The 18,372-nt window shown below is 71.8% G+C and carries 17 protein-coding genes; 6 read left to right on the forward strand and 11 right to left on the reverse strand.

All coding sequences use genetic code 11. The annotated features are described in order from the left end of the window. Nucleotides 1-33: 33 nt before the first annotated feature. The 4 genes from ACIQMV_RS05170 to ACIQMV_RS05185 all read right to left on the reverse strand — a co-directional run bounded on the left by ACIQMV_RS05170 (nt 34) and on the right by ACIQMV_RS05185 (nt 6,437). The gene (locus ACIQMV_RS05170; RefSeq protein WP_402591247.1) at nt 34-2,202 is read right to left on the reverse strand and encodes a SpoIIE family protein phosphatase; all 2,169 of its coding nucleotides are present in this window, start codon (nt 2,200-2,202) and stop codon (nt 34-36) included. Between the two features lie 285 nt (nt 2,203-2,487). After that, nucleotides 2,488-3,180: a DUF402 domain-containing protein gene (locus ACIQMV_RS05175; RefSeq protein ID WP_402591249.1), complete on the reverse strand. Its 693-nt coding sequence runs from the start codon at nt 3,178-3,180 to the stop codon at nt 2,488-2,490. 72 nt (nt 3,181-3,252) lie between these two features. Continuing rightward, nucleotides 3,253-4,638: a class II fumarate hydratase gene (locus ACIQMV_RS05180; RefSeq protein ID WP_402591251.1), complete on the reverse strand. Its 1,386-nt coding sequence runs from the start codon at nt 4,636-4,638 to the stop codon at nt 3,253-3,255. 104 nt (nt 4,639-4,742) lie between these two features. Further along, entirely contained in the window at nt 4,743-6,437 is a 1,695-nt protein-coding gene (locus ACIQMV_RS05185; protein ID WP_141358850.1) for a fumarate hydratase, read from the reverse strand. A 181-nt stretch (nt 6,438-6,618) separates the two neighbouring features. On the opposite strand from ACIQMV_RS05185, the gene ACIQMV_RS05190 reads away from it, so the two are divergent. Together ACIQMV_RS05190 and ACIQMV_RS05195 are read left to right on the forward strand one after the other, a co-directional pair. After that, on the forward strand, nt 6,619-7,314 hold the full coding sequence (locus ACIQMV_RS05190) for a DUF1707 domain-containing protein (RefSeq protein ID WP_141358848.1): 696 nt from the start codon (nt 6,619-6,621) through the stop codon (nt 7,312-7,314). A gap of 141 nt (nt 7,315-7,455) precedes the next feature. Beyond that, on the forward strand, nt 7,456-7,833 hold the full coding sequence (locus ACIQMV_RS05195; protein WP_141358846.1) for a WhiB family transcriptional regulator: 378 nt from the start codon (nt 7,456-7,458) through the stop codon (nt 7,831-7,833). A 165-nt stretch (nt 7,834-7,998) separates the two neighbouring features. Here ACIQMV_RS05195 and glpX read toward each other — a convergent pair whose 3' ends face one another. Then, entirely contained in the window at nt 7,999-9,033 is a 1,035-nt protein-coding gene (gene glpX / locus ACIQMV_RS05200; protein WP_141358844.1) for a class II fructose-bisphosphatase, read from the reverse strand. A gap of 126 nt (nt 9,034-9,159) precedes the next feature. On the opposite strand from glpX, the gene ACIQMV_RS05205 reads away from it, so the two are divergent. After that, entirely contained in the window at nt 9,160-9,684 is a 525-nt protein-coding gene (locus ACIQMV_RS05205; RefSeq protein ID WP_402591255.1) for a DUF4245 domain-containing protein, read from the forward strand. Nucleotides 9,685-9,975: 291 nt separating this feature from the next. Here the strand turns inward: ACIQMV_RS05205 and ACIQMV_RS05210 are convergent, their stop codons facing one another. Then, nucleotides 9,976-10,209, reverse strand: a complete 234-nt coding sequence (locus ACIQMV_RS05210) for an exodeoxyribonuclease VII small subunit (protein ID WP_402591257.1) — start codon at nt 10,207-10,209, stop codon at nt 9,976-9,978. A 9-nt stretch (nt 10,210-10,218) separates the two neighbouring features. Then, on the reverse strand, nt 10,219-11,427 hold the full coding sequence (gene xseA, locus ACIQMV_RS05215) for an exodeoxyribonuclease VII large subunit (RefSeq protein ID WP_402591259.1): 1,209 nt from the start codon (nt 11,425-11,427) through the stop codon (nt 10,219-10,221). Nucleotides 11,428-11,550: 123 nt separating this feature from the next. Between xseA and ACIQMV_RS05220 the strand changes: the two genes are divergently transcribed. Together ACIQMV_RS05220 and ppgK are read left to right on the forward strand one after the other, a co-directional pair. After that, nucleotides 11,551-12,558, forward strand: a complete 1,008-nt coding sequence (locus ACIQMV_RS05220) for a 4-hydroxy-3-methylbut-2-enyl diphosphate reductase (protein WP_402591261.1) — start codon at nt 11,551-11,553, stop codon at nt 12,556-12,558. Between the two features lie 29 nt (nt 12,559-12,587). Next, nucleotides 12,588-13,334, forward strand: a complete 747-nt coding sequence (ppgK, locus tag ACIQMV_RS05225; RefSeq protein ID WP_402591263.1) for a polyphosphate--glucose phosphotransferase — start codon at nt 12,588-12,590, stop codon at nt 13,332-13,334. A 108-nt stretch (nt 13,335-13,442) separates the two neighbouring features. Here ppgK and ACIQMV_RS05230 read toward each other — a convergent pair whose 3' ends face one another. Continuing rightward, nucleotides 13,443-13,823 (reverse strand): DUF6542 domain-containing protein, encoded by a 381-nt coding sequence (locus tag ACIQMV_RS05230; RefSeq protein WP_402591919.1) that lies wholly within the window; start codon nt 13,821-13,823, stop codon nt 13,443-13,445. 313 nt (nt 13,824-14,136) lie between these two features. Here ACIQMV_RS05230 and ychF point away from each other — a divergent pair, with 313 nt between their 5' ends. Further along, nucleotides 14,137-15,225: a redox-regulated ATPase YchF gene (gene ychF / locus ACIQMV_RS05235; protein ID WP_141358831.1), complete on the forward strand. Its 1,089-nt coding sequence runs from the start codon at nt 14,137-14,139 to the stop codon at nt 15,223-15,225. Nucleotides 15,226-15,389: 164 nt separating this feature from the next. Here ychF and ACIQMV_RS05240 read toward each other — a convergent pair whose 3' ends face one another. The 3 genes from ACIQMV_RS05240 to ACIQMV_RS05250 are packed head-to-tail and all read right to left on the reverse strand — an operon-like array spanning nt 15,390 to nt 18,366. Further along, nucleotides 15,390-15,860, reverse strand: a complete 471-nt coding sequence (locus ACIQMV_RS05240; RefSeq protein ID WP_402591266.1) for a diadenosine tetraphosphate hydrolase — start codon at nt 15,858-15,860, stop codon at nt 15,390-15,392. Beyond that, nucleotides 15,857-17,335 carry a carboxylesterase/lipase family protein gene (locus tag ACIQMV_RS05245; RefSeq protein WP_402591268.1) on the reverse strand — a complete coding sequence of 493 codons (1,479 nt, stop codon included), beginning with the start codon at nt 17,333-17,335 and terminating at the stop codon, nt 15,857-15,859. Before ACIQMV_RS05245 ends, ACIQMV_RS05240 begins: the two co-directional genes overlap by 4 nt. Further along, nucleotides 17,332-18,366, reverse strand: a complete 1,035-nt coding sequence (locus ACIQMV_RS05250) for an alpha/beta fold hydrolase (RefSeq protein WP_402591270.1) — start codon at nt 18,364-18,366, stop codon at nt 17,332-17,334. Before ACIQMV_RS05250 ends, ACIQMV_RS05245 begins: the two co-directional genes overlap by 4 nt. Nucleotides 18,367-18,372: the final 6 nt, after the last annotated feature.

Below are 18,372 nucleotides of genomic sequence, written 5' to 3' on the forward strand. Positions count from 1 at the left end.
CGGGCGCCCCTTCGCGTGTCCGCTGGTTCCGGCTCAGCCCTGGTTCAGCTCGAACCAGACCACCTTGCCGGTGCTCAGCCGGGTCGCGCCCCAGCGTCTGGCCATCCGGTTGACCAGGTACAGCCCGCGTCCGCCCTCGTCCGTGGCGCGGGCCTGCCGCAGACGCGGCAACTGCGGGACGTCGTCGCCGACCTCGCAGCGCAGCACATCGGTGCGCAGCAGGCGCAGGGTGACCGGGCGGGAGGCGTAGCGCACGGCGTTGGTGACGACCTCGCTGATCAGCAGCTCCACGGAGTCGGTGAGTTCCTCCAGGCCCCAGCGGGCCAGCGCCCGGCGGGCCAGGCGGCGGGCCTGTCCGGGGGCGGCGTCCTCCGGGTCCAGGGTCCAGTACGCCACGTCGCTCGGCGCGATGCCGTCGAAACGGGCGGCGAGGAGCGCGATGTCGTCGTCCCGGTCACCCGGGCCGAGCATGTCGAGCACCTCGTCGCACAGCGCCTCCAGCGGCGGCGGATGGTCGGGGCCGGTGAGCTGCGCGGTCGCCGAGAGCTTCTCGCGCAGCTGCTCTATGCCCGTCCACACGTCCCGCAGCCGTGACTCGACCAGGCCGTCGGTGTAGAGCAGCAGGGTCGCGCCCGCCGGGGCGTCCAGCTCGACCGCCTCGAAGTCGACACCGCCGACGCCGATCGGCGCTCCCGGCGGCACCCGCAGCACCTCCGAGCGGCCGCCCAGGTGCAGCAGGACCGGCGGCGGGTGGCCGGCGTTGGCGATGGTGATGCGGTGCGCGACCGGGTCGTAGACCGCGTACAGGCAGGTCGCCATGCGGTCGGAGCCCAGGCGCTGCGCCTGCTCGTCGAGGTGGTGCAGCACCTCCTCCGGCGGCAGGTCGAGCCCGGCCAGGGTCTGCGCGGTGGTGCGCAGCTGGCCCATGATCGCGGCCGAGGTCATGGAGTGGCCCATGACGTCGCCGACGACGAGGGCGACCCGGCTGCCGGGCAGCGGGATCGCGTCGTACCAGTCCCCGCCGACCCGCGCGGTCTCCGCGGCGGGCAGATAGCGGGAGGCCAGCCGTACGCCCGTGGGGCGGGGCAGCGTCTCCGGCAGCATGGTGCGCTGCAACTCGTCGGCGATGTACGCCTCACGGCCGTACAGCACCGCTTTGTCGATGCCGAGGGCGCTGTGCGTGGCGAGCTGCGCGGCGACGAGCAGGTCGTCGGGCTGGAACGCGTGGCGCTCCGGGCGGCGCAGGAACAGCGCGGCACCGATGACCCGGCGCCGGCCGCGCAGCGGGGCGAGAATGGTGCGCTGCCCGTCGGGCACGACCAACTCGGAGTCCTCGCCGAGGAGTTCCGTCAGCGCCGCATGGGCCGACGCGGTGTCCGTGAACACCGGACGTACGCCGCGCAGCACCTCGCCCAGCGCGGAGCCGGGCCGTACCTCGCACAGCTCGTTGGTCACCGCCGACAGCTCGGCCGGCTGCTCCGGCACCGGCGCCGGCATGAACCCCAGCTCGGTGTCGCGCTCCGCCGGTATCCGGTCGGTGCGCCGCAGCCGCAGGACGAGCGGGCCGGCGGGCCGCTCGTCGCCCACCGGCAGCGGCTCGCGCAGATACACGAGGATGGCGTCGGAGAAGGTCGGCACGGTGGCCCGGCACAGCCCCAGGACGATCTCGTCGAGGTCCATGCCACGGGCGATGCGCCGGGTGGCCGCCCCCACGAACCGCAGCCGGTCCCCGTCCCGGCGCATGGGCAGCGTCCGCCCGGGCGGCAGTCCCTGCCCGGTACGGCGCTCCTGGCCGTCGGGAGGCACACCGCGCCCGGCCCGCCGCTCCCGGCCGCCGGGCCCGCCCGCCGCGGGGGGCGCCTCGGCGTTCGCCTGCCCGGAGTCGGTGCCGTCGGGGGTCCCGTCCTCGCCGGTCCTGCCCCCGGTGACCCTGGCCGCCGCGTCCGGCTGGGCGGGGATGCCCTCCGGCGCGGGGCGCGGACGGTGTGCGTCGGGCTCGGCGGACGCCGACTGGGAATGCTCGGACCCGGCCGCGCCGACCGGACGCGGCACGTCGTCGGCCGGGCCGGACTGAAGCGGTAACGCCGCGGCCCCCGGGGCGGTGGGGGTACGCAGAAGCGCCCCACCGGCGTCCGCGGGGTCGGCGCCCGGCTGGGGGCGTTCGAAGGAGGTCGGCTGCTCCGTCACGCGTGTCGAATCCATCCGTCCGGGGCTGCGCGCCGGGCGCGCAGTTCGTCCCGCCGAAGACCCGATACCCGGAATACTTGCCCCAGGAACGGATTTCCGGCGTGGTCAGAGGCTGTTGCTGTGCCGCCGGCGAACCGACCGCGGTCCGCACGGGTGTTGCCCTCGTACCCCTCGCTCACGTCCTGCCGCCCCTCGGTGACGTTCGATCAGACTCGGTTTGTACTCCGGGAGTTGGTACCGGCCCTACGCCTGTTGCGGAGGACGATCCTACGTTTCCCGCCCGGGGGCGCATCAAGGGTCTCATGAGGCCACGCGCGTGGGGGAGCGGTCCCAGTCGTCCGGCAGTGACGGTACCTCCCAGGCCGGGTCCGGGCGCCATTGCTGCCATGACTCGCAGAACGGTGGCCGCCAGGCGCGGATCGTCTCCACCGCATCCCGGCCCGCGGCCAGGACCCGCTCGGCGAGCTCGGCGTCCACCAGCCCGTCCCGCTGCGCCTGCGCGAACTCGTCCTCGTCCCGCCAGTGCCAACTGCGGTCCGGATGAACGGAGATGTCCAGGAAGTGATCTTCGGAGTCGACCCCGCCCGCCCAGCGGGCCAGCGGTTCCTCCAGGTTGACGTACCAGTTCTTGAACCGCCAGCCGGGCTCCCAGAACAGCCACACCGACCAGGGCTCGCCGGGCCGGGCCAGCTTCAGCACGCCCGTGCCGAACCAGCGGTCGCGCTGCACGGTGCGCGGCTTGGTGTAACGCGACGCGAGCGGTTCCAGGTGCACGGGTGTGCCGTCGGCGAGCACGGGTCTGACGCACTCGGTGCCGGGCGCCATCCACACGGCGAGCAGCCCCGGGTCGTCCTGGACGACGGTCACGGGCCGCACGATGTGGTAGCGCGCGCCGCCGTTCTCCCGGTACCGCCACAGGATCCGGCTGCCGGGGGTCCAGGGCGCCGCCGCACCGCCCGTCGTCGCGCGTGCGCTCGCTCCGTCGTGTGCCATGGACGAATATTAGGTGCCCGGGGCATCCGCCGCCGTGCGGGACGTCAGGGTTCACGCCCCGGCGGCACCGGGTTACGGACGTGTCATCCGCAGGACGTCCAGCGCCCGGTCGAGTTGCTCCGTCGTGAGCAGACCGCGCTCGACATAGCCGCCCTCCACGACGACCTGACGGATCGTCTTCTGCTCGGCCAGCGCCTTCTTGGCGACCTTCGCCGCCTCCTCGTACCCCAGGTACCTGTTGAGCGGGGTGACCACGGACGGCGAGGACTCGGCGTACTCGCGGGCCCGTTCGCGGTGGGCGACGATCCCGTCCACGGTCCGGTCGGCGAGCAGCCGGGAGACGTTCGCGAGCAGCCGGACCGACTCCAGCACGTTCTTGGCGATGACCGGGAGCATGACGTTGAGCTCGAAGTTGCCGGCGGCGCCGGCGGCGGCGACGGTGGCGTCGTTGCCGACGACCTGGGCGCAGACCATGAGCACCGCCTCGGGGACGACCGGGTTGACCTTGCCGGGCATGATCGAGGAGCCGGGCTGGAGGTCGGGCAGGGAGATCTCGGCGAGCCCGGTCCTGGGCCCGGAGGCCATCCACCGCAGATCATTGGCGATCTTCGTCAGCCCCACGGCGATGGTCCGCAGCTGGCCGCTGGTCTCGACGATGCCGTCCCTGGCCCCCTGCGCCTCGAAGTGGTCGCGGGCCTCGGTGAGCGGCAGCCCGGTGGCGCGGGCGACCTCCTCGATCACGGCGGCGGAGAAGCCGGGCGGGGTGTTGATGCCGGTGCCGACGGCGGTCCCGCCGAGGGGCAGCTCGGCCAGCCGGGGCAGGGAGGCGTTCAGGCGCTCGACGCCGTACCGCACCTGGGCCGCGTACCCGGCGAACTCCTGACCGAGGGTCACGGGTGTGGCGTCCATCAGGTGCGTCCGCCCGGACTTCACGACGTCGGCGAACTCCTCGGCCTTGCGGGTGAGCGCGTTCGCGAGGTGGTCCAGGGCGGGGATCAGGTCGCGGGTGACGGCGGCGGTGGCGGCGATGTGGATCGACGACGGGAAGACGTCGTTGGAGGACTGCGAGGCGTTGACGTGGTCGTTGGGGTGCACGTCCCGGCCCAACCGTTCACCGGCGAGGGTGGCGATGACCTCGTTGGTGTTCATGTTGGACGAGGTCCCGGACCCGGTCTGGAACACGTCGACCGGGAAGTGCTCGTCCCACTTGCCCTCGGCCACCTCGGCCGCCGCGTCCTGGATCGCCCCGGCGGCGTCCTCGTCCAGCACCCCGAGCCGTGCGTTCACCTTGGCCGCGGCGCCCTTGATCCGCGCCAGCGCCTCGATGTGCGCGCGCTCGAGCCGCTGCCCGGAGACGGGGAAGTTCTCCACCGCCCGCTGCGTCTGCGCACGCCACTTGGCGTGCACGGGGACCTGGACCTCGCCCATGGAGTCGTGCTCGATGCGGTATTCGCTCATACCGCGTACAGCGCGGGCGGCGGTGCGGATGTTCCGGCGGTGGGCCGGACGGGGCGGAGCCCCCGGCGGCTGCCGGGGGCTCCAGGAGGATCGCGGGGACCGGCTCAGGCCAGACCGGGGCCCCGGACCGGGATCGACGTGAAGGTCGGCTGGGGGGCCGGGTTCTGGAAGAAGTCGTTGCCCTTGTCGTCGACGACGACGAACGCCGGGAAGTCCTCGACCTCGATCCTCCAGACGGCCTCCATGCCGAGCTCCTCGTACTCCACGACCTCGACCTTCTTGATGCAGTCCTGGGCCAGGCGGGCGGCCGGACCGCCGATCGAGCCGAGGTAGAAGCCGCCGTGGGCGCCGCACGCGTCCGTGACCTGCTTGCTGCGGTTGCCCTTGGCCAGCATCACCCTGGAGCCGCCCGCCGCCTGGAACTGCTCGACGTAGGAGTCCATGCGGCCGGCCGTGGTCGGGCCGAAGGAGCCGGACGCGTAGCCCTCGGGGGTCTTGGCCGGGCCCGCGTAGTACACCGGGTGGTCCTTGAGGTACTGCGGCATCTCCTCGCCCGCGTCGAGCCGCTCCTTGATCTTGGCGTGCGCGATGTCACGGGCCACCACCAGCGGGCCGGTCAGCGACAGCCGGGTCTTGACCGGGTACTTGGTCAGCTCGGCGAGGATCGACTCCATCGGCTGGTTGAGGTCGATGCGGACCACGTCCGACGACTCGTCCAGGTGCTCGTCCGTGGTCTCCGGCAGGAACCGCGCCGGGTCCTTCTCCAGCTGCTCCAGGAAGACGCCCTCGGGGGTGATCTTCGCGAGCGCCTGGCGGTCGGCCGAGCAGGAGACGGCGATGGCCACCGGGCAGGACGCGCCGTGCCGCGGCAGCCGGACCACGCGCACGTCGTGGCAGAAGTACTTGCCGCCGAACTGCGCGCCGATCCCGATCTTCTGCGTCAGCTCGAAGACCTTCTCCTCCAGCTCCTCGTCCCGGAAGCCGTTCCCGAGCGGCGAACCCTCGGTGGGCAGGTTGTCCAGGTAGTGCGCGGAGGCGTACTTCGCCGTCTTCAGGGCGTACTCGGCGCTCGTGCCGCCGACCACGATCGCCAGGTGGTACGGCGGGCACGCGGCGGTGCCCAGCGAACGGATCTTCTCCTCCAGGAACTTCATCATGGAGGCCTCGTTCAGGACGGCCTTCGTCTCCTGGTACAGGAAGGACTTGTTGGCCGAGCCGCCGCCCTTGGCCATGAACAGGAACTTGTAGGCGCCGCCGTCCGTCGCGTACAGCTCGATCTGCGCGGGCAGGTTGGAGCCGGTGTTCTTCTCCTCCCACATGGTGAGCGGAGCCATCTGCGAGTAGCGCAGGTTGAGCGTGGTGTAGGCGTCGTGGATGCCCTGGGAGAGGGCCTTCTCGTCCTCGCCCGCCGTCAGCACGTTCTGGCCGCGCTTGCCCATGACGATCGCCGTGCCCGTGTCCTGGCACATGGGCAGCACACCGGCTGCGGCGATGTTCGCGTTCTTGAGCAGGTCCAGGGCGACGAACTTGTCGTTCGCCGAGGCCTCCGGGTCGTCGATGATGCGGCGCAGCTGGGCGAGGTGGTCCGGGCGCAGGTAGTGCTGGATGTCGTGGACGGCCTCCTCGGCCAGCTTGCGCAGCGCCTCCGGCTCGACCTTGAGGAACGTACGCCCGTCGGGCCCCTCGACGGTGGAGACGCCCTCGGACGTCACCAGCCGGTACGGGGTGGTGTCCTCACCCTGGGGGAGCAGATCGGTGTACGCGAACGCAGGGCGGGCAGGGGGGGAATTGTGCGGCATCTGGCCCATTCCTCACTCGGCAGACGGCTGCCCGCCGACGCCGGCGGGCACCGACCAGCGTAGAACCTGCCACCGACGGCGAATCTGTGAGGTCCGGCTCAGTGCGGTTTGACGCGGTGCGCGGCGCGCCCGTCGTCCCCACCCCTAGTCGCGATCTATCGCGTTTCGGTACGCTGCTGCCGTGGACCTTCAGAAGCAGACCGCACCGCGTACGGCCGCCGCCCCTGTCGCCGAACTGCGCGCCTCGGACGCCGACCGTGACCGTATCGCCGACATCCTGCGCGAGGCCCTCGCCGAGGGCCGTCTGAACGCCGACGAGCACGCCGAGCGCGTCGAGGGGGTGCTGAACGCCAAGACGGTCGGCGAGCTGGAGGTCTTCATCCAGGACCTGCCCGCCGCCCATCAGCGCCGCGCGGCCGCCGCGTACACCCCCGCGCCGAACCGGCCTGCGGCCGGCGAGATACCCCACGTCGCCGACGAGAACGTGGTGGCGGTGTTCAGCCAGGCCACCCGCCGCGGCCGCTGGCGCCCCGGACGCCGGGTGCACGCGTACGCGATCTTCGGCAGCGTGGAGATCGACCTCAGCGAGGCGGTCTTCGAGTACCAGCAGGTCGTGATCAAGGCCGTCTCGGTCTTCGGCGACGTGCAGGTCCGCGTCCCGGAGAACGTGTCGCTGCGCGGCACCGGCGGCGGCGTCCTCGGCAACTTCGAGGTGGTCACGCTGGATTCGCCCGAGTCCGAGGCGCCCGTCGTCTATGTCGACGGCTGGGCCGTGCTGGGCAACGTCGAGGCGCGGCCGAAGCGGGGCAAGCTCGTCGCGGACATTCTCGACCGCGTCCAGCGCAAGGTGGACAAGCATCTGCGCAAGCACATGTGACAACGGCGGTCGTCCTCGGACGACGGCGGTCACCGGCCGGGCGGTTGGGAACTCAGTGCATAGGCGCGCGCACAGCGGGTAGGCCTTGCTGCATCGTCTCTCGGACCCTCCAGCTCGCGAAGCCGTCGTCAGGAGAAGACCGTGCTGCAACCGCCGCATTCGTCGCTGCAGGTAGCTGCCGTTCCGGCCCAGCGGGCGCCGGCGCGAGACAGGGATCAGGACGCGCCCTGGCACACGGAGGCGGTGTGCAGGCGTGACGAGGCGGGCCTGTTCTTCGCACCCTCCAAGGAGCCCACCGCCGCGCGGCTGTCCCGCGAGGAGGCGGCCAAGCGGGTCTGTGCGCGCTGCCCGGTCATGGTCGAGTGCCGCGAGCACGCGCTGCTGCAACCCGAGCCGTACGGCGTCTGGGGCGGCCTCACCGCCGCCGAGCGCCGCGTCGTCCTGGCCCGGCGCCGTCGCCGTGACCTGGAGCTGAAGAAGGCGGCCCGCGCCACGGGACGCATAGCGGCGGCGGGGTAAGGCCCGCCCGGGCGGCGGGACAGGGCCCGCCCGCCGGACCGGCTCCGCCCCGCCCCGGCCACCCTTTCGAGCCGGGCGACCGTCGCCGGATCGAATGTCTGTACGCGTATGGGGCGCCCCTCCGCACAGGGAGCGCCCCATCGAAGTAGCCGGTCCGCGGACCGGCTACTTCGCCCGGTCGAAGTCGATCGCGCTGTACGCCCGCAGCTTGCTCAGCCGGTGCTCGGAGTCGATCCGGCGGACCGTGCCGGACTTGGACCGCATCACGATCGAGTCGGTCGTCGCCGTCTCGGCGCGGTAGCGCACTCCGCGCAGCAGCTCGCCGTCGGTGATGCCGGTGGCGACGAAGAAGACGTTCTCGCCGGAGACCAGGTCGTCCGTGGTCAGCACGCGGTCCAGGTCGTGCCCGGCGTCGAGCGCCCGCTGCCGCTCCTCGTCGTCCTTCGGCCACAGCTTGCCCTGGATCGTGCCGCCGAGGCACTTCACGGCGCAGGCCGAGATGATGCCCTCGGGCGTGCCGCCGATGCCGAGCAGCAGGTCGATGCCGGTGCCGTCGCGCAGCGCCAGGATCGAGCCGGCCACGTCGCCGTCGGAGATCAGCTTGATGCGGGCGCCCGTCTCCCGGATCTCCCTGATCATGCTCTCGTGCCGCGGCCGGTCCAGGATGACGACCGTGACGTCCTCCGGAGTGGACCGCTTGGCCTTGGCCACGCGCTTGATGTTCACGGACACCGGCGCGTCGATGTCGACGAAGTCGGCCGCGTCCGGCCCGGTGACCAGCTTGTCCATGTAGAACACGGCGGACGGGTCGAACATCGCGCCGCGCTCGGCGGCGGCGAGGACCGCGATTGCGTTCGGCATGCCCTTGGCGGTCAGGGTGGTGCCGTCGATCGGGTCGACGGCGATGTCGACCTCCGGCCCGGTGCCATCGCCGACGTGCTCGCCGTTGAAGAGCATCGGGGCCTCGTCCTTCTCCCCCTCGCCGATGACGACGACGCCGTTCATCGAGACGGTGGAGACGAGGGAACGCATGGCGCGCACGGCGGCGCCGTCGGCGCCGTTCTTGTCACCGCGCCCGACCCAGCGGCCCGCGGCCATCGCCGCTGCCTCGGTCACCCGGACGAGTTCCAGGGCGATGTTGCGGTCGGGCGCCTCGGAGGGCACCTCGAGCTCGGAGGGAAGATGATGATGCTCGGTCATCGGAGCGCACCTTTCTGATACGACGACGGCCGGATGAGGGTGTTGGCCCCGACTCTATCTCCGGACGGGCAGAATGAGCAGGGGACCCCACGGATGAGCGGACCGGGCACCTGCGACGATAGGGGCGTGGCAGGTTCGAACGGCAAGCAGAAGACGGTCCGGGACATGATTCTCTCCCTGGGCCTGATCGGGATCGCGGCGGCGGTCATCTACCTCTTCGTCCCGCACGACAGCAAGGCGCCCGACATCAAGCGGGTCGACTACAGCATCGAGTTGACCACCGCACGCCGGGCGGCGTCGTACCCGGTGGCCGCGCCCGAGGGACTGCCCGACACCTGGAAGGCCACCTCGGTCCGCTTCCGGGCCCACGAGAAGGACCACTGGCACCTGGGCTTCCAGGATCCCGACGGTCAGTACGTGGCGGTCGAGCAGTCCGCGCAGAAGCGCAAGGACTTCATCGACGCGGCCAGCCTGGGCGGGCGGGCCACGAAGGTCACCGAGCAGATCGACGGCCGCACGTGGACGCGCTACACCGGCGGCCGCTACGACGCGCTCGTGCTGGAGGACGGCGAGGGGGCCACGACCGTGGTGGCGGGCACGGCGTCCTTCGATCAGCTGACGACGATGGCGCGAGCACTGAAGACGTCCTGAGCCCGCCCACGGCCCCACGCCGATCGGCGGGTCCCCCCACCGTGCCCGCCGACCCCTGCCGCGACCGCGGGCCTCGGTCCCGGACGTCGGCCCTGCCCCCGAATGCGGGCCCCCGCCTTCATCGCGGGCCTTCGGCCCCGACCGGCCGGTTTCGGCCCCCGATCCGTGGGTCCCGTAGCCCCGACTGCGGGCCTTGGCCCTGGCCGAGGCCCTCGGTCCCGATTACGGGCCTTGGCTCCGTCTGGCGGATCCCCTGGCGCCGACCGCCCGGCCCGGCCGTGCCCCGCCGTCCTACTCCGAGCCCTCCGCCCCCTCCCGTTCCGTCTCCTCCGCGAGGGCTGCGTCCAGGCGGACGCGGGCGCCCTCCAGCCAGCGGCGGCATACCTTGGCCAGCTCCTCGCCGCGCTCCCACAGCGCGAGGGACTCCTCCAGGCTCGTGCCGCCCGCCTCCAGGCGCCGGACGACCTCGATCAGCTCGTCCCGTGCCTGCTCGTAGCCGAGTGCCTCATCCGCCTTGCCAGTCATCCGCCCACCCTATGTGTCGACACGAACCGTGAACTCGCCCTCGGCGACCCGGGCCCGCAGGGCCTCGTCCGCCGTCACCTCTCCCGGGTCGCGGACCACGTGCCCGTCCGCCTTCTGGAGCACGGCGTACCCGCGCCGGAGGGTCGCGGCGGGGGAGAGCGCCACGACGCGCGCGTGCGTGTGCGTCAGCTCGGAGTCCGCGCGGTCCAGCAGGTGCCGCAGGGTGCGCCGGCCGCGGTCGAGGACCGACGCGATGTGGTCCTCGCGCTCCTCGATCATGCGGTGCGGGTCCTCCATGCAGGGCCGGGCGAGCGCGTGGGCGAGCCCCCGCTCCTCCCGCTCGACGAGCGCCCGCACGCACCTGCGGGCCCGGTCGCGCAGCTGTCGTACCCGCTCGTACTCCTCGCCGACGTCCGGTACGACCCTCTTCGCGGCGTCGGTCGGTGTGGAGGCGCGCAGGTCGGCGACGTAGTCGAGCAGCGGGGTGTCCGGTTCGTGCCCGATCGCGGACACCACGGGCGTACGGCAGGAGGCGACCGCGCGCACCAGCTGCTCGTCGGAGAACGGCAGCAGGTCCTCCACGCTGCCGCCGCCGCGCGCCACGATGATCACGTCCACGTCGTCGGTCGCGTCCAGCTCCTTCACGGCCTGCACGACCTGCGGGACGGCGTGCACGCCCTGCACGGCGACGTTGCGCACCTCGAAGCGGACCGCGGGCCAGCGGTGCCGGGCGTTCTCCAGCACGTCCCGCTCCGCGGCGGACGCCCGGCCGCAGACCAGCCCGACGAGCTGGGGCAGGAAGGGCAGGGGCTTCTTCCGCTCGGCCGCGAACAGCCCCTCCGCCGCGAGTGTCTTCTTCAGCTGCTCCAGCCGGGCCAGCAGCTCACCGACGCCCACCGGCCTTATCTCGGCGGCCCGCAGCGACAGCTGCCCGCGCGGCGCGTACCACTCGGGTTTGGCGTGCACCACGACCCGCGCGCCCTCGCCGACCACGTCGGCGATCGCGTCGAACACCTGGCGGTAGCAGGTCACGCTGACGGAGATGTCGTACGACGGATCGCGCAGCGTCAGGAACACCACGCCCGCACCCGGGCGCCGCGACAACTGCGTGATCTGCCCCTCGACCCACACCGCGCCGAGCCGCTCGATCCACCCCCCGATCAGTCGCGACACCTCACCGACGGGCAGGGGGGTTTCGGGAGACGTGGAGAGAGCCATGCCCGCGAGAGTAGCCGCCCCCACCGACAACCCCCACCCCCTCGCCCACCGGCCCGGTCCGCGCGTCCGTGGGACGATCGCGGGGCGATCTTCGGGCCGCGGCGGCGGCCTTACGATGGGGGCATGACTGCTTCGTCTGGCCGCCGTGTCCTGCTCGCCGCCCCCCGTGGCTACTGCGCGGGTGTGGACCGCGCCGTGATCGCCGTCGAGAAAGCCCTGGAGCAGTACGGGGCTCCGATCTATGTCCGGCACGAGATCGTCCACAACAAGTACGTCGTGCAGACCCTGGAGAAGAAGGGCGCCGTCTTCGTCGAGCGCACGGAGGAGGTGCCGCCGGGGAACATCGTGATGTTCTCGGCGCACGGCGTGGCCCCCACCGTCCACGAGGAGGCCGAGCGGGGCCACCTGGCCACCATCGACGCCACCTGCCCCTTGGTGACCAAGGTCCACAAGGAGGCCGTCCGGTTCGCCAACGACGACTACGACATCCTCCTGATCGGGCACGAGGGCCACGAGGAGGTCATCGGCACCACCGGCGAGGCCCCCGACCACATCCAGCTCGTCGACGGTCCCGAGGACGTCGCGAACGTCGAGGTCCGCGACCCCTCCCGGGTCGTGTGGCTGTCGCAGACCACGCTGTCCGTCGACGAGACCATGGAGACGGTCGACGCGCTCAAGGACAAGTTCCCGCAGCTGCTCTCCCCGCCCAGCGACGACATCTGCTACGCCACGCAGAACCGCCAGCTCGCCGTGAAGCAGATGGGCGCCGAGGCCGACCTGGTGATCGTCGTCGGCTCCCGCAACTCCTCCAACTCCAAGCGGCTGGTGGAGGTCGCCAAGCTCGCGGGCGCGGACCAGGCCTACCTCGTGGACTTCGCCGACGAGATCGACGAGAGCTGGCTGGAGGGCGTGACCACGGTCGGCCTGACCTCGGGCGCCTCCGTGCCGGAGGTCCTGGTCGAGCAGGTGCTCGAATTGCTGTCGAAGCGAGGCTTCGAGGACGTGGAGATCGTCAAGGCGGCCGAGGAGTCCATCACCTTCTCCCTGCCCAAGGAGCTCCGCCGGGACCTGCGCGAGGAGGCGGCCGCGCTGGTCGCCGAGCGCGGAGGGTCCGGTACGACGCAGCGGTGACGGTCCGTCGTACGTCGTAACGTGGAGCCATGCAGATCTTCGGCGTGGACATCGGCGGGTCCGGCATCAAAGGCGCCCCTGTGGACCTGGACAGGGGAGAGCTGACCCAGGAGCGGTACAAGGTGCTGACCCCGCACCCGGCGACCCCCGACACCGTCGCCGACGGGGTCAAAGAGGTGGTCGACCACTTCGGCTGGACCGGGCCGGTCGGGCTGACGTTCCCGGGCGTCGTCACCGGCGGCGCCATGGTCCGCACGGCGGCCAACGTCGACAAGAGCTGGGTCGACACCGACGCGCGCGCGTTGTTCGGCGGCCGGCTGGGTGGTCTGCCGGTGACCGTGGTCAACGACGCGGACGCGGCGGGCGTCGCCGAGATGCGCTTCGGCGCCGGGCGCGACCGCAAGGGCACGGTGGTGCTGCTGACCTTCGGCACCGGCATCGGCAGCGCCGTCTTCGTCGACGGCGTCCTCGTCCCCAACACCGAACTCGGGCACCTGGAGCTGAACGGCCACGAGGCGGAGAAGCGGGCGTCCAGCAAGGCCAAGGACGACCACGAACTCAGCTGGGAGCGCTGGGCGCGCCGGGTGCGGAAGTACCTCGCCCATGTCGAGATGCTTTTCAGCCCGGAGCTGTTCATCGTCGGCGGCGGCGTCAGCCGCAAGTCCGAGAAGTTTCTGCCCCTCATCGAGGACATCAAGGCGGAGATCGTTCCCGCCCAGTTGCAGAACAACGCGGGGATCGTCGGCGCGGCGATGCACGCGGCGGAGCACGGGTGAGGCCGTAGCCCTCGACGCGCGGACGCGCTGACGCGGACGTACCCACCGACGCGGACGGGTCCGGGCGATCCGCCGGAGGCCCTCACACCGGCGGATCGCCCCGGTGCGTCAGCCCGCCAGGCGCTTGCGCACCGCCCGCCGCCGCGCGGCCAGCGCCACCCGCCGCGCCAGCGCCGTCACGACGGCGATCAGCGTCCCCGCGTACAGCCAGGGCGCCTGGGTGGCGAGCGCGGCCACCAGGCCCATCAGCTTGCCCAGGAACCCCGGCTCCGCGTCGATCATGGGCAGCAGCCCCACGGCGAACCCGATCGGCACCACGATGGGCGCGGTCAGCAGGTCGCCCTTGCGCACCCACAGCGCGGTCAGCGCGCACACCGGCAGGAACAGCACCCCGTACGCGGTGGGCGCCTCGTCGAAGAGCAGCAGGTCGAGAGCGCCCAGCAGGAACATGACTGCCCCGCAGAACATCCCGGCGCCCAGGCCCGTCAGCCGAGGACCGGACGGCCGCCGCGGCTCGGGCGCCGGAGCCGGCGCCGGAAGGGTGGGACGACATGCGGCAGGAGGCCGCCGTGCCGGGGGTACCGGCGGCCTGCTTCGTCGCGGTCCGTGCTGCTGGTGTCGCGTCCTGTGCTGCTCCACTGGACCAACCTAGGTCGGCTTATGTGGCGAATAGCCCGCCTGACACGCCGTGCGCGGCAGCTTGGCCAAGCGTTCGAACCGTCGCGGGGCCCGGCTGGGACACGCCGTAGACTGGTGGATCGGCCGCCTGGCCCCAATCTCCTCACGTACGGGAAGTCGCAACGTGTCGCTCACGATCGGAATCGTCGGTCTGCCGAACGTCGGCAAGTCGACCCTGTTCAACGCCCTGACCAAGAACGACGTGCTCGCGGCCAACTACCCGTTCGCCACGATCGAGCCGAACGTCGGTGTCGTCGGCGTGCCGGACGGTCGTCTTGCCCAGCTCGCCTCGATCTTCAAGTCGGAGCGGATCCTCCCGGCGACCGTTGACTTCGTCGACATCGCCGGCATCGTGCGCGGCGCCAGCGAGGGCGAGGGCCTGGGCAACAAGTTCCTCGCGAACATCCGCGAGTCGGACGCGATCTGCCAGGTCATCCGTGCCTTCAAGGACGAGAACGTCGTCCACGTCGACGGCAAGGTCTCGCCCAAGGACGACATCGAGACGATCAACACCGAGCTGATCCTCGCCGACCTCCAGACCATCGAGAAGGTCCTGCCCCGGCTCCAGAAGGAGTCGCGGATCAAGAAGGACGTCGGCCCCAAGGTCAAGGCCGTCGAGGAGGCCAAGGACATCCTGGAGAAGGGCGACACGCTCTTCGCGCACGGCATCGTCCAGGGCAGCGAGCGCGCCGAGCTCCTGCACGACCTGCACCTGCTCACCACCAAGCCCTTCCTGTACGTCTTCAACGTCGACGAGGACGAACTGGTCGACGAGGACTTCAAGAACGAGCAGCGCGCGCTGGTCGCCCCCGCCGAGGCGATCTTCCTCAACGCCAAGCTGGAGGCGGACCTCGCCGAGCTGGACGAGGACGAGGCCCTGGAGCTCCTCCAGTCCGTCGGCCAGGACGAGCCCGGCCTCGCCACCCTCGCCCACGTCGGCTTCCGCACCCTCGGCCTCCAGACCTACCTGACGGCCGGCCCCAAGGAGTCCCGCGCCTGGACCATCAAGAAGGGCGCCACCGCCCCCGAGGCCGCCGGTGTCATCCACACCGACTTCCAGAAGGGCTTCATCAAGGCCGAGGTCATCTCCTTCGAGGACCTCCTGGAGTCCGGCTCGGTCGCCGAGGCCCGCGCCAAGGGCAAGGCCCGCATGGAGGGCAAGGACTACGTCATGCGCGACGGGGACGTGGTGGAGTTCCGCTTCAACGTGTGAGCGGTTGTTGCTGTGAGCTAGGTGGTTCGTCAAGTTCGCAGGTGGCAAGGGGCCGGCTCCTTCGGGGTCGGCCCCTTTTGCGTCGGCCGTTCGTCACTGAGCCGGTCTCCCCGATCGGGACGGAACAGGAGGCGTGGTGCGAGCGGCGACTGGTCGGCACTGCCTTACGCGAGGCGGTCCAGTTCGGCTGTGATTGCCCCGCGCAGCGTGTCGTGCCGGGGGCCGAGCGCGTACTGCTCGTCGTGCCAGTGCCGGCGCGGATACAGCCACACCGGCCGGCCCACGAGATCGGCCGGCTCCCAGTCGAAGCGTGGCCACACATGCGCGTGCAGGAACGGATCGGTGTTCCCCAGGATCTCCAGGTTGACCCGTCGGAAAGCCGGGTCCAGCCGCCTGCAGGCACGTTCGACCGCTTCCCCCAGCTTGTCCATGTCGGACAGGAACGCCATCGGCCTGCTCTTCGGCAGCTCCGACAGCCGTTCCACCGCGGGATCGTCCACGAGAAGCACCGAGTACCCGGGCAGGAACTGAACGTCTCCGATCACCGCGAAGCCCGCTTCCAGCCTGCGGAGCACGGCGGGGTTCTCGGCCCGAAGCGCGCTGCCGATGCGGTCCTTCCGCCAGTTGCCGGTCACGACTGGCGCACGCCTTTCCACAGGAGGCGTTCCTGGCTGCGTGGGTCGTTTTCCGGGGTGGGGGCCTCGGTGAAGACCATCGTCGTGCGGGTGGTCGTGTCGTAGGCGGGCCAGCCCGGGTTGCCGGTCTTCGCGAAGGAGAGCCAGGCCGTGTGCATGGCGTCCGCGAGGGGCTGGGGTGGGTGGGGGCCCAGTAGGGGGGTGTACGACGGGTCGTGGAGGCGGTTGAAGACGAAGGGGAGTTCCAGGGCGTGGCAGGCGCCCAGACGGCCTTCGAATTGTGGGGAGCGCCAGGCGAATTCGTAGACGTGGGAGCCCGGAACGGACTCGGCCAGGCGGATGGCGGGGATGCGGTAGAACCAGTCCGTCGCCACCGCGGAGAGAAGCTCGCCCGGGGTGGCGGCGGGGCGGGTCACCCGGTAGACGGGGAGGGCCTCGTCCGGGTCCAGGCCGTATGCCGTCGTTGTGGCGCGGAGTCCGGAGTCGGGGATCGCGTCCAGGAGTCCCGTGGGAGCCAGGAACAGGCGGTACTCCTCGCGGTTGCTGCCGATCAGGAGGTCGACGCCGCAGTCGGGGCCGGGGAGGGACAGGCCGGCCGTGACCGGTTCGAACGGCATCAGGTTGAGGACCGCCTCGCCCCACAGCGCCGGGTCCGGGCGGGCGCTCACCTCCGCGCGGAGTTCGGCCTGGGCGGGGAGGAGGTCGGTCAGGGGGACCGCGGCGAAGGACTCCACGGTCGGGTCGATGCCGAGCTTCGCGGCCAGGCGGGAGGCGATCAGGGCCGCCGAGGACGGGCGCAGGTAGTGGTGGCAGGCGCCGCTCTGGAGGATCGCCCGGCGGAACAGTCCGCGTGCCAGACCGGTGGCCAGCAGGACCCCGATGCTCATCGCGCCCGCGGACTCGCCGAAGACCGTCACCCGGTCGGGGTCGCCGCCGAAGGAGGCGATGTTGGCGCGGATCCAGCGCAGCGCGGCCACCTGGTCCAGCAGTCCGCGGTTGTCCGGGACGCCCGGCAGATGGAGGAAACCGTCCGAGCCCAAGCGGTAGTTGAGAGTGACGCAGACGACCCCGCCACGGGCGAAGGCGCTGCCGTCGTACGCCGACGCGGAGCCCGAGCCGTTGGAGAACGCCCCGCCGTGCAGCCACACCATCACCGGCAGGCCGGCCCCCGGCTCCGGGGCGGGTGTCCAGATGTTGAGGTTCAGGCAGTCCTCGCCGGGGATGACGTCCTCCGGGATGAGGGTGTCGAAGGGCGGCGCGTAGGGCGCGTGCGGCACGGTCGGGCCGTAGGCCGTGGCGTCGCGCACCCCCCGCCACGGCTCGGGCGGGCACGGCGCCAGGAAGCGGCGGGGGCCGAACGGCGGGGCGGCGTACGGGATGCCCAGGAAGGACGCCACGCCGCCGTCCGCGGAAGCGGAAACACCGCCGCGAACGGCGCCCTGTTCGGTCGTGCGTACCGTGGTGCGTGGTGTCATGCCGTGAGGATCCCCAGCAGGGCCGCGCCGAACTCCTCCGGGCGTTCCAGATGCACCGCGTGCCCGGCGTCGGGGGCGGCGACCTCGCGGACCGTGCCGCCGTGCGCCGCGTACCGGTCCAGGACGTGACGGGTCTGCGCCACCATCGGCTGGGCGGGGGTGCCGTCCCAGCCGGGCACCGCGCCGATCGCGCCCAGGTGCGCCAGGTCGAACACCGAGGTGTCCGAGACGATCACGTCGTCCTCGCCGCGGATCCACAGCACCGGCGGCTTGGGATCGATCAGGTGCAGCTCGTCGAGGCGGAAATGGACAGGGGAAAGGCAGTTGAGCACCCCCCGGGTGCCGGGGGCCACGCCCGGCCAGGCCGTGGACGCCACGCTGTCGCCCGGATAGTGGTCGTCGCCGGTGCGCGTGGTGAGCATGGAGTCGACGTACGCGTCCTCGTGCTCGCCCTCGGGGCGCCACGGCGGCTTGACGTAGCAGTTCGCGAGGACGGAGCGGGGTGCGACGGGGGAGTCCTCGCCGCGCTCGCCCTTGGCCAGCAGCGAGACGAACTCCGGGTTGGCCGTGCCGCCGCCCGAGCCCGCCCCGTCCTCGGAGTTGAGGGTCCCGTCCACGCCGTGGGTGCCGCCGAAGCCGTACGGCGAGACCGGGTTGACCAGGGTCAGTGAGCGCACCGCGGCCGGACGGTCGCTCAGGTACTGCATGATCACGCCGCCGCCCATGGACCAGCCCACCAGGTGTGCCCGGTCGATCCCGAGGGCCGTCAGCAGCGCGGCGAGGTCGTCGGCGTGGTCGCGCAGGCCGCGCGTGGCGTCGATGGGCAGCGGATCGGTGCCGCCGAAGCCGCGCAGGTCCAGCGCGATGGGGCGGTAGCGGTCCGGCAGCAGGGGCAGGGTGGTGTGCCAGAAGGCGGAGGAGGAGACGTTGCCGTGGACGAAGACGACCGGTTCGCCCTCGTCCCGGAGTTCGGCGATCTGCACGGTGAGACGGTCGGTGGCTACCCGGCGGGTGCGGATGCTGCTGGTCATCGTCAT

Source organism: Streptomyces sp. NPDC091412 (genome assembly GCF_044756885.1).
Taxonomy (GTDB): Bacteria; Actinomycetota; Actinomycetes; order Streptomycetales; family Streptomycetaceae; genus Streptomyces.

What these genes read in the sequence shown, in the direction of transcription:
- ACIQMV_RS05170 (WP_402591247.1), bottom strand. Translation starts at nt 2,202, where the DNA reads ATGGATTCGACACGCGTGACGGAGCAGCCGACCTCCTTCGAACGCCCC.
- ACIQMV_RS05175 (WP_402591249.1), bottom strand. Translation starts at nt 3,180, where the DNA reads ATGGCACACGACGGAGCGAGCGCACGCGCGACGACGGGCGGTGCGGCG.
- ACIQMV_RS05180 (WP_402591251.1), bottom strand. Translation starts at nt 4,638, where the DNA reads ATGAGCGAATACCGCATCGAGCACGACTCCATGGGCGAGGTCCAGGTC.
- ACIQMV_RS05185 (WP_141358850.1), bottom strand. Translation starts at nt 6,437, where the DNA reads ATGCCGCACAATTCCCCCCCTGCCCGCCCTGCGTTCGCGTACACCGAT.
- glpX (WP_141358844.1), bottom strand. Translation starts at nt 9,033, where the DNA reads ATGACCGAGCATCATCATCTTCCCTCCGAGCTCGAGGTGCCCTCCGAG.
- ACIQMV_RS05210 (WP_402591257.1), bottom strand. Translation starts at nt 10,209, where the DNA reads ATGACTGGCAAGGCGGATGAGGCACTCGGCTACGAGCAGGCACGGGAC.
- xseA (WP_402591259.1), bottom strand. Translation starts at nt 11,427, where the DNA reads ATGGCTCTCTCCACGTCTCCCGAAACCCCCCTGCCCGTCGGTGAGGTG.
- ACIQMV_RS05220 (WP_402591261.1), top strand. Translation starts at nt 11,551, where the DNA reads ATGACTGCTTCGTCTGGCCGCCGTGTCCTGCTCGCCGCCCCCCGTGGC.
- ppgK (WP_402591263.1), top strand. Translation starts at nt 12,588, where the DNA reads ATGCAGATCTTCGGCGTGGACATCGGCGGGTCCGGCATCAAAGGCGCC.
- ACIQMV_RS05245 (WP_402591268.1), bottom strand. Translation starts at nt 17,335, where the DNA reads ATGACACCACGCACCACGGTACGCACGACCGAACAGGGCGCCGTTCGC.
- ACIQMV_RS05250 (WP_402591270.1), bottom strand. Translation starts at nt 18,366, where the DNA reads ATGACCAGCAGCATCCGCACCCGCCGGGTAGCCACCGACCGTCTCACC.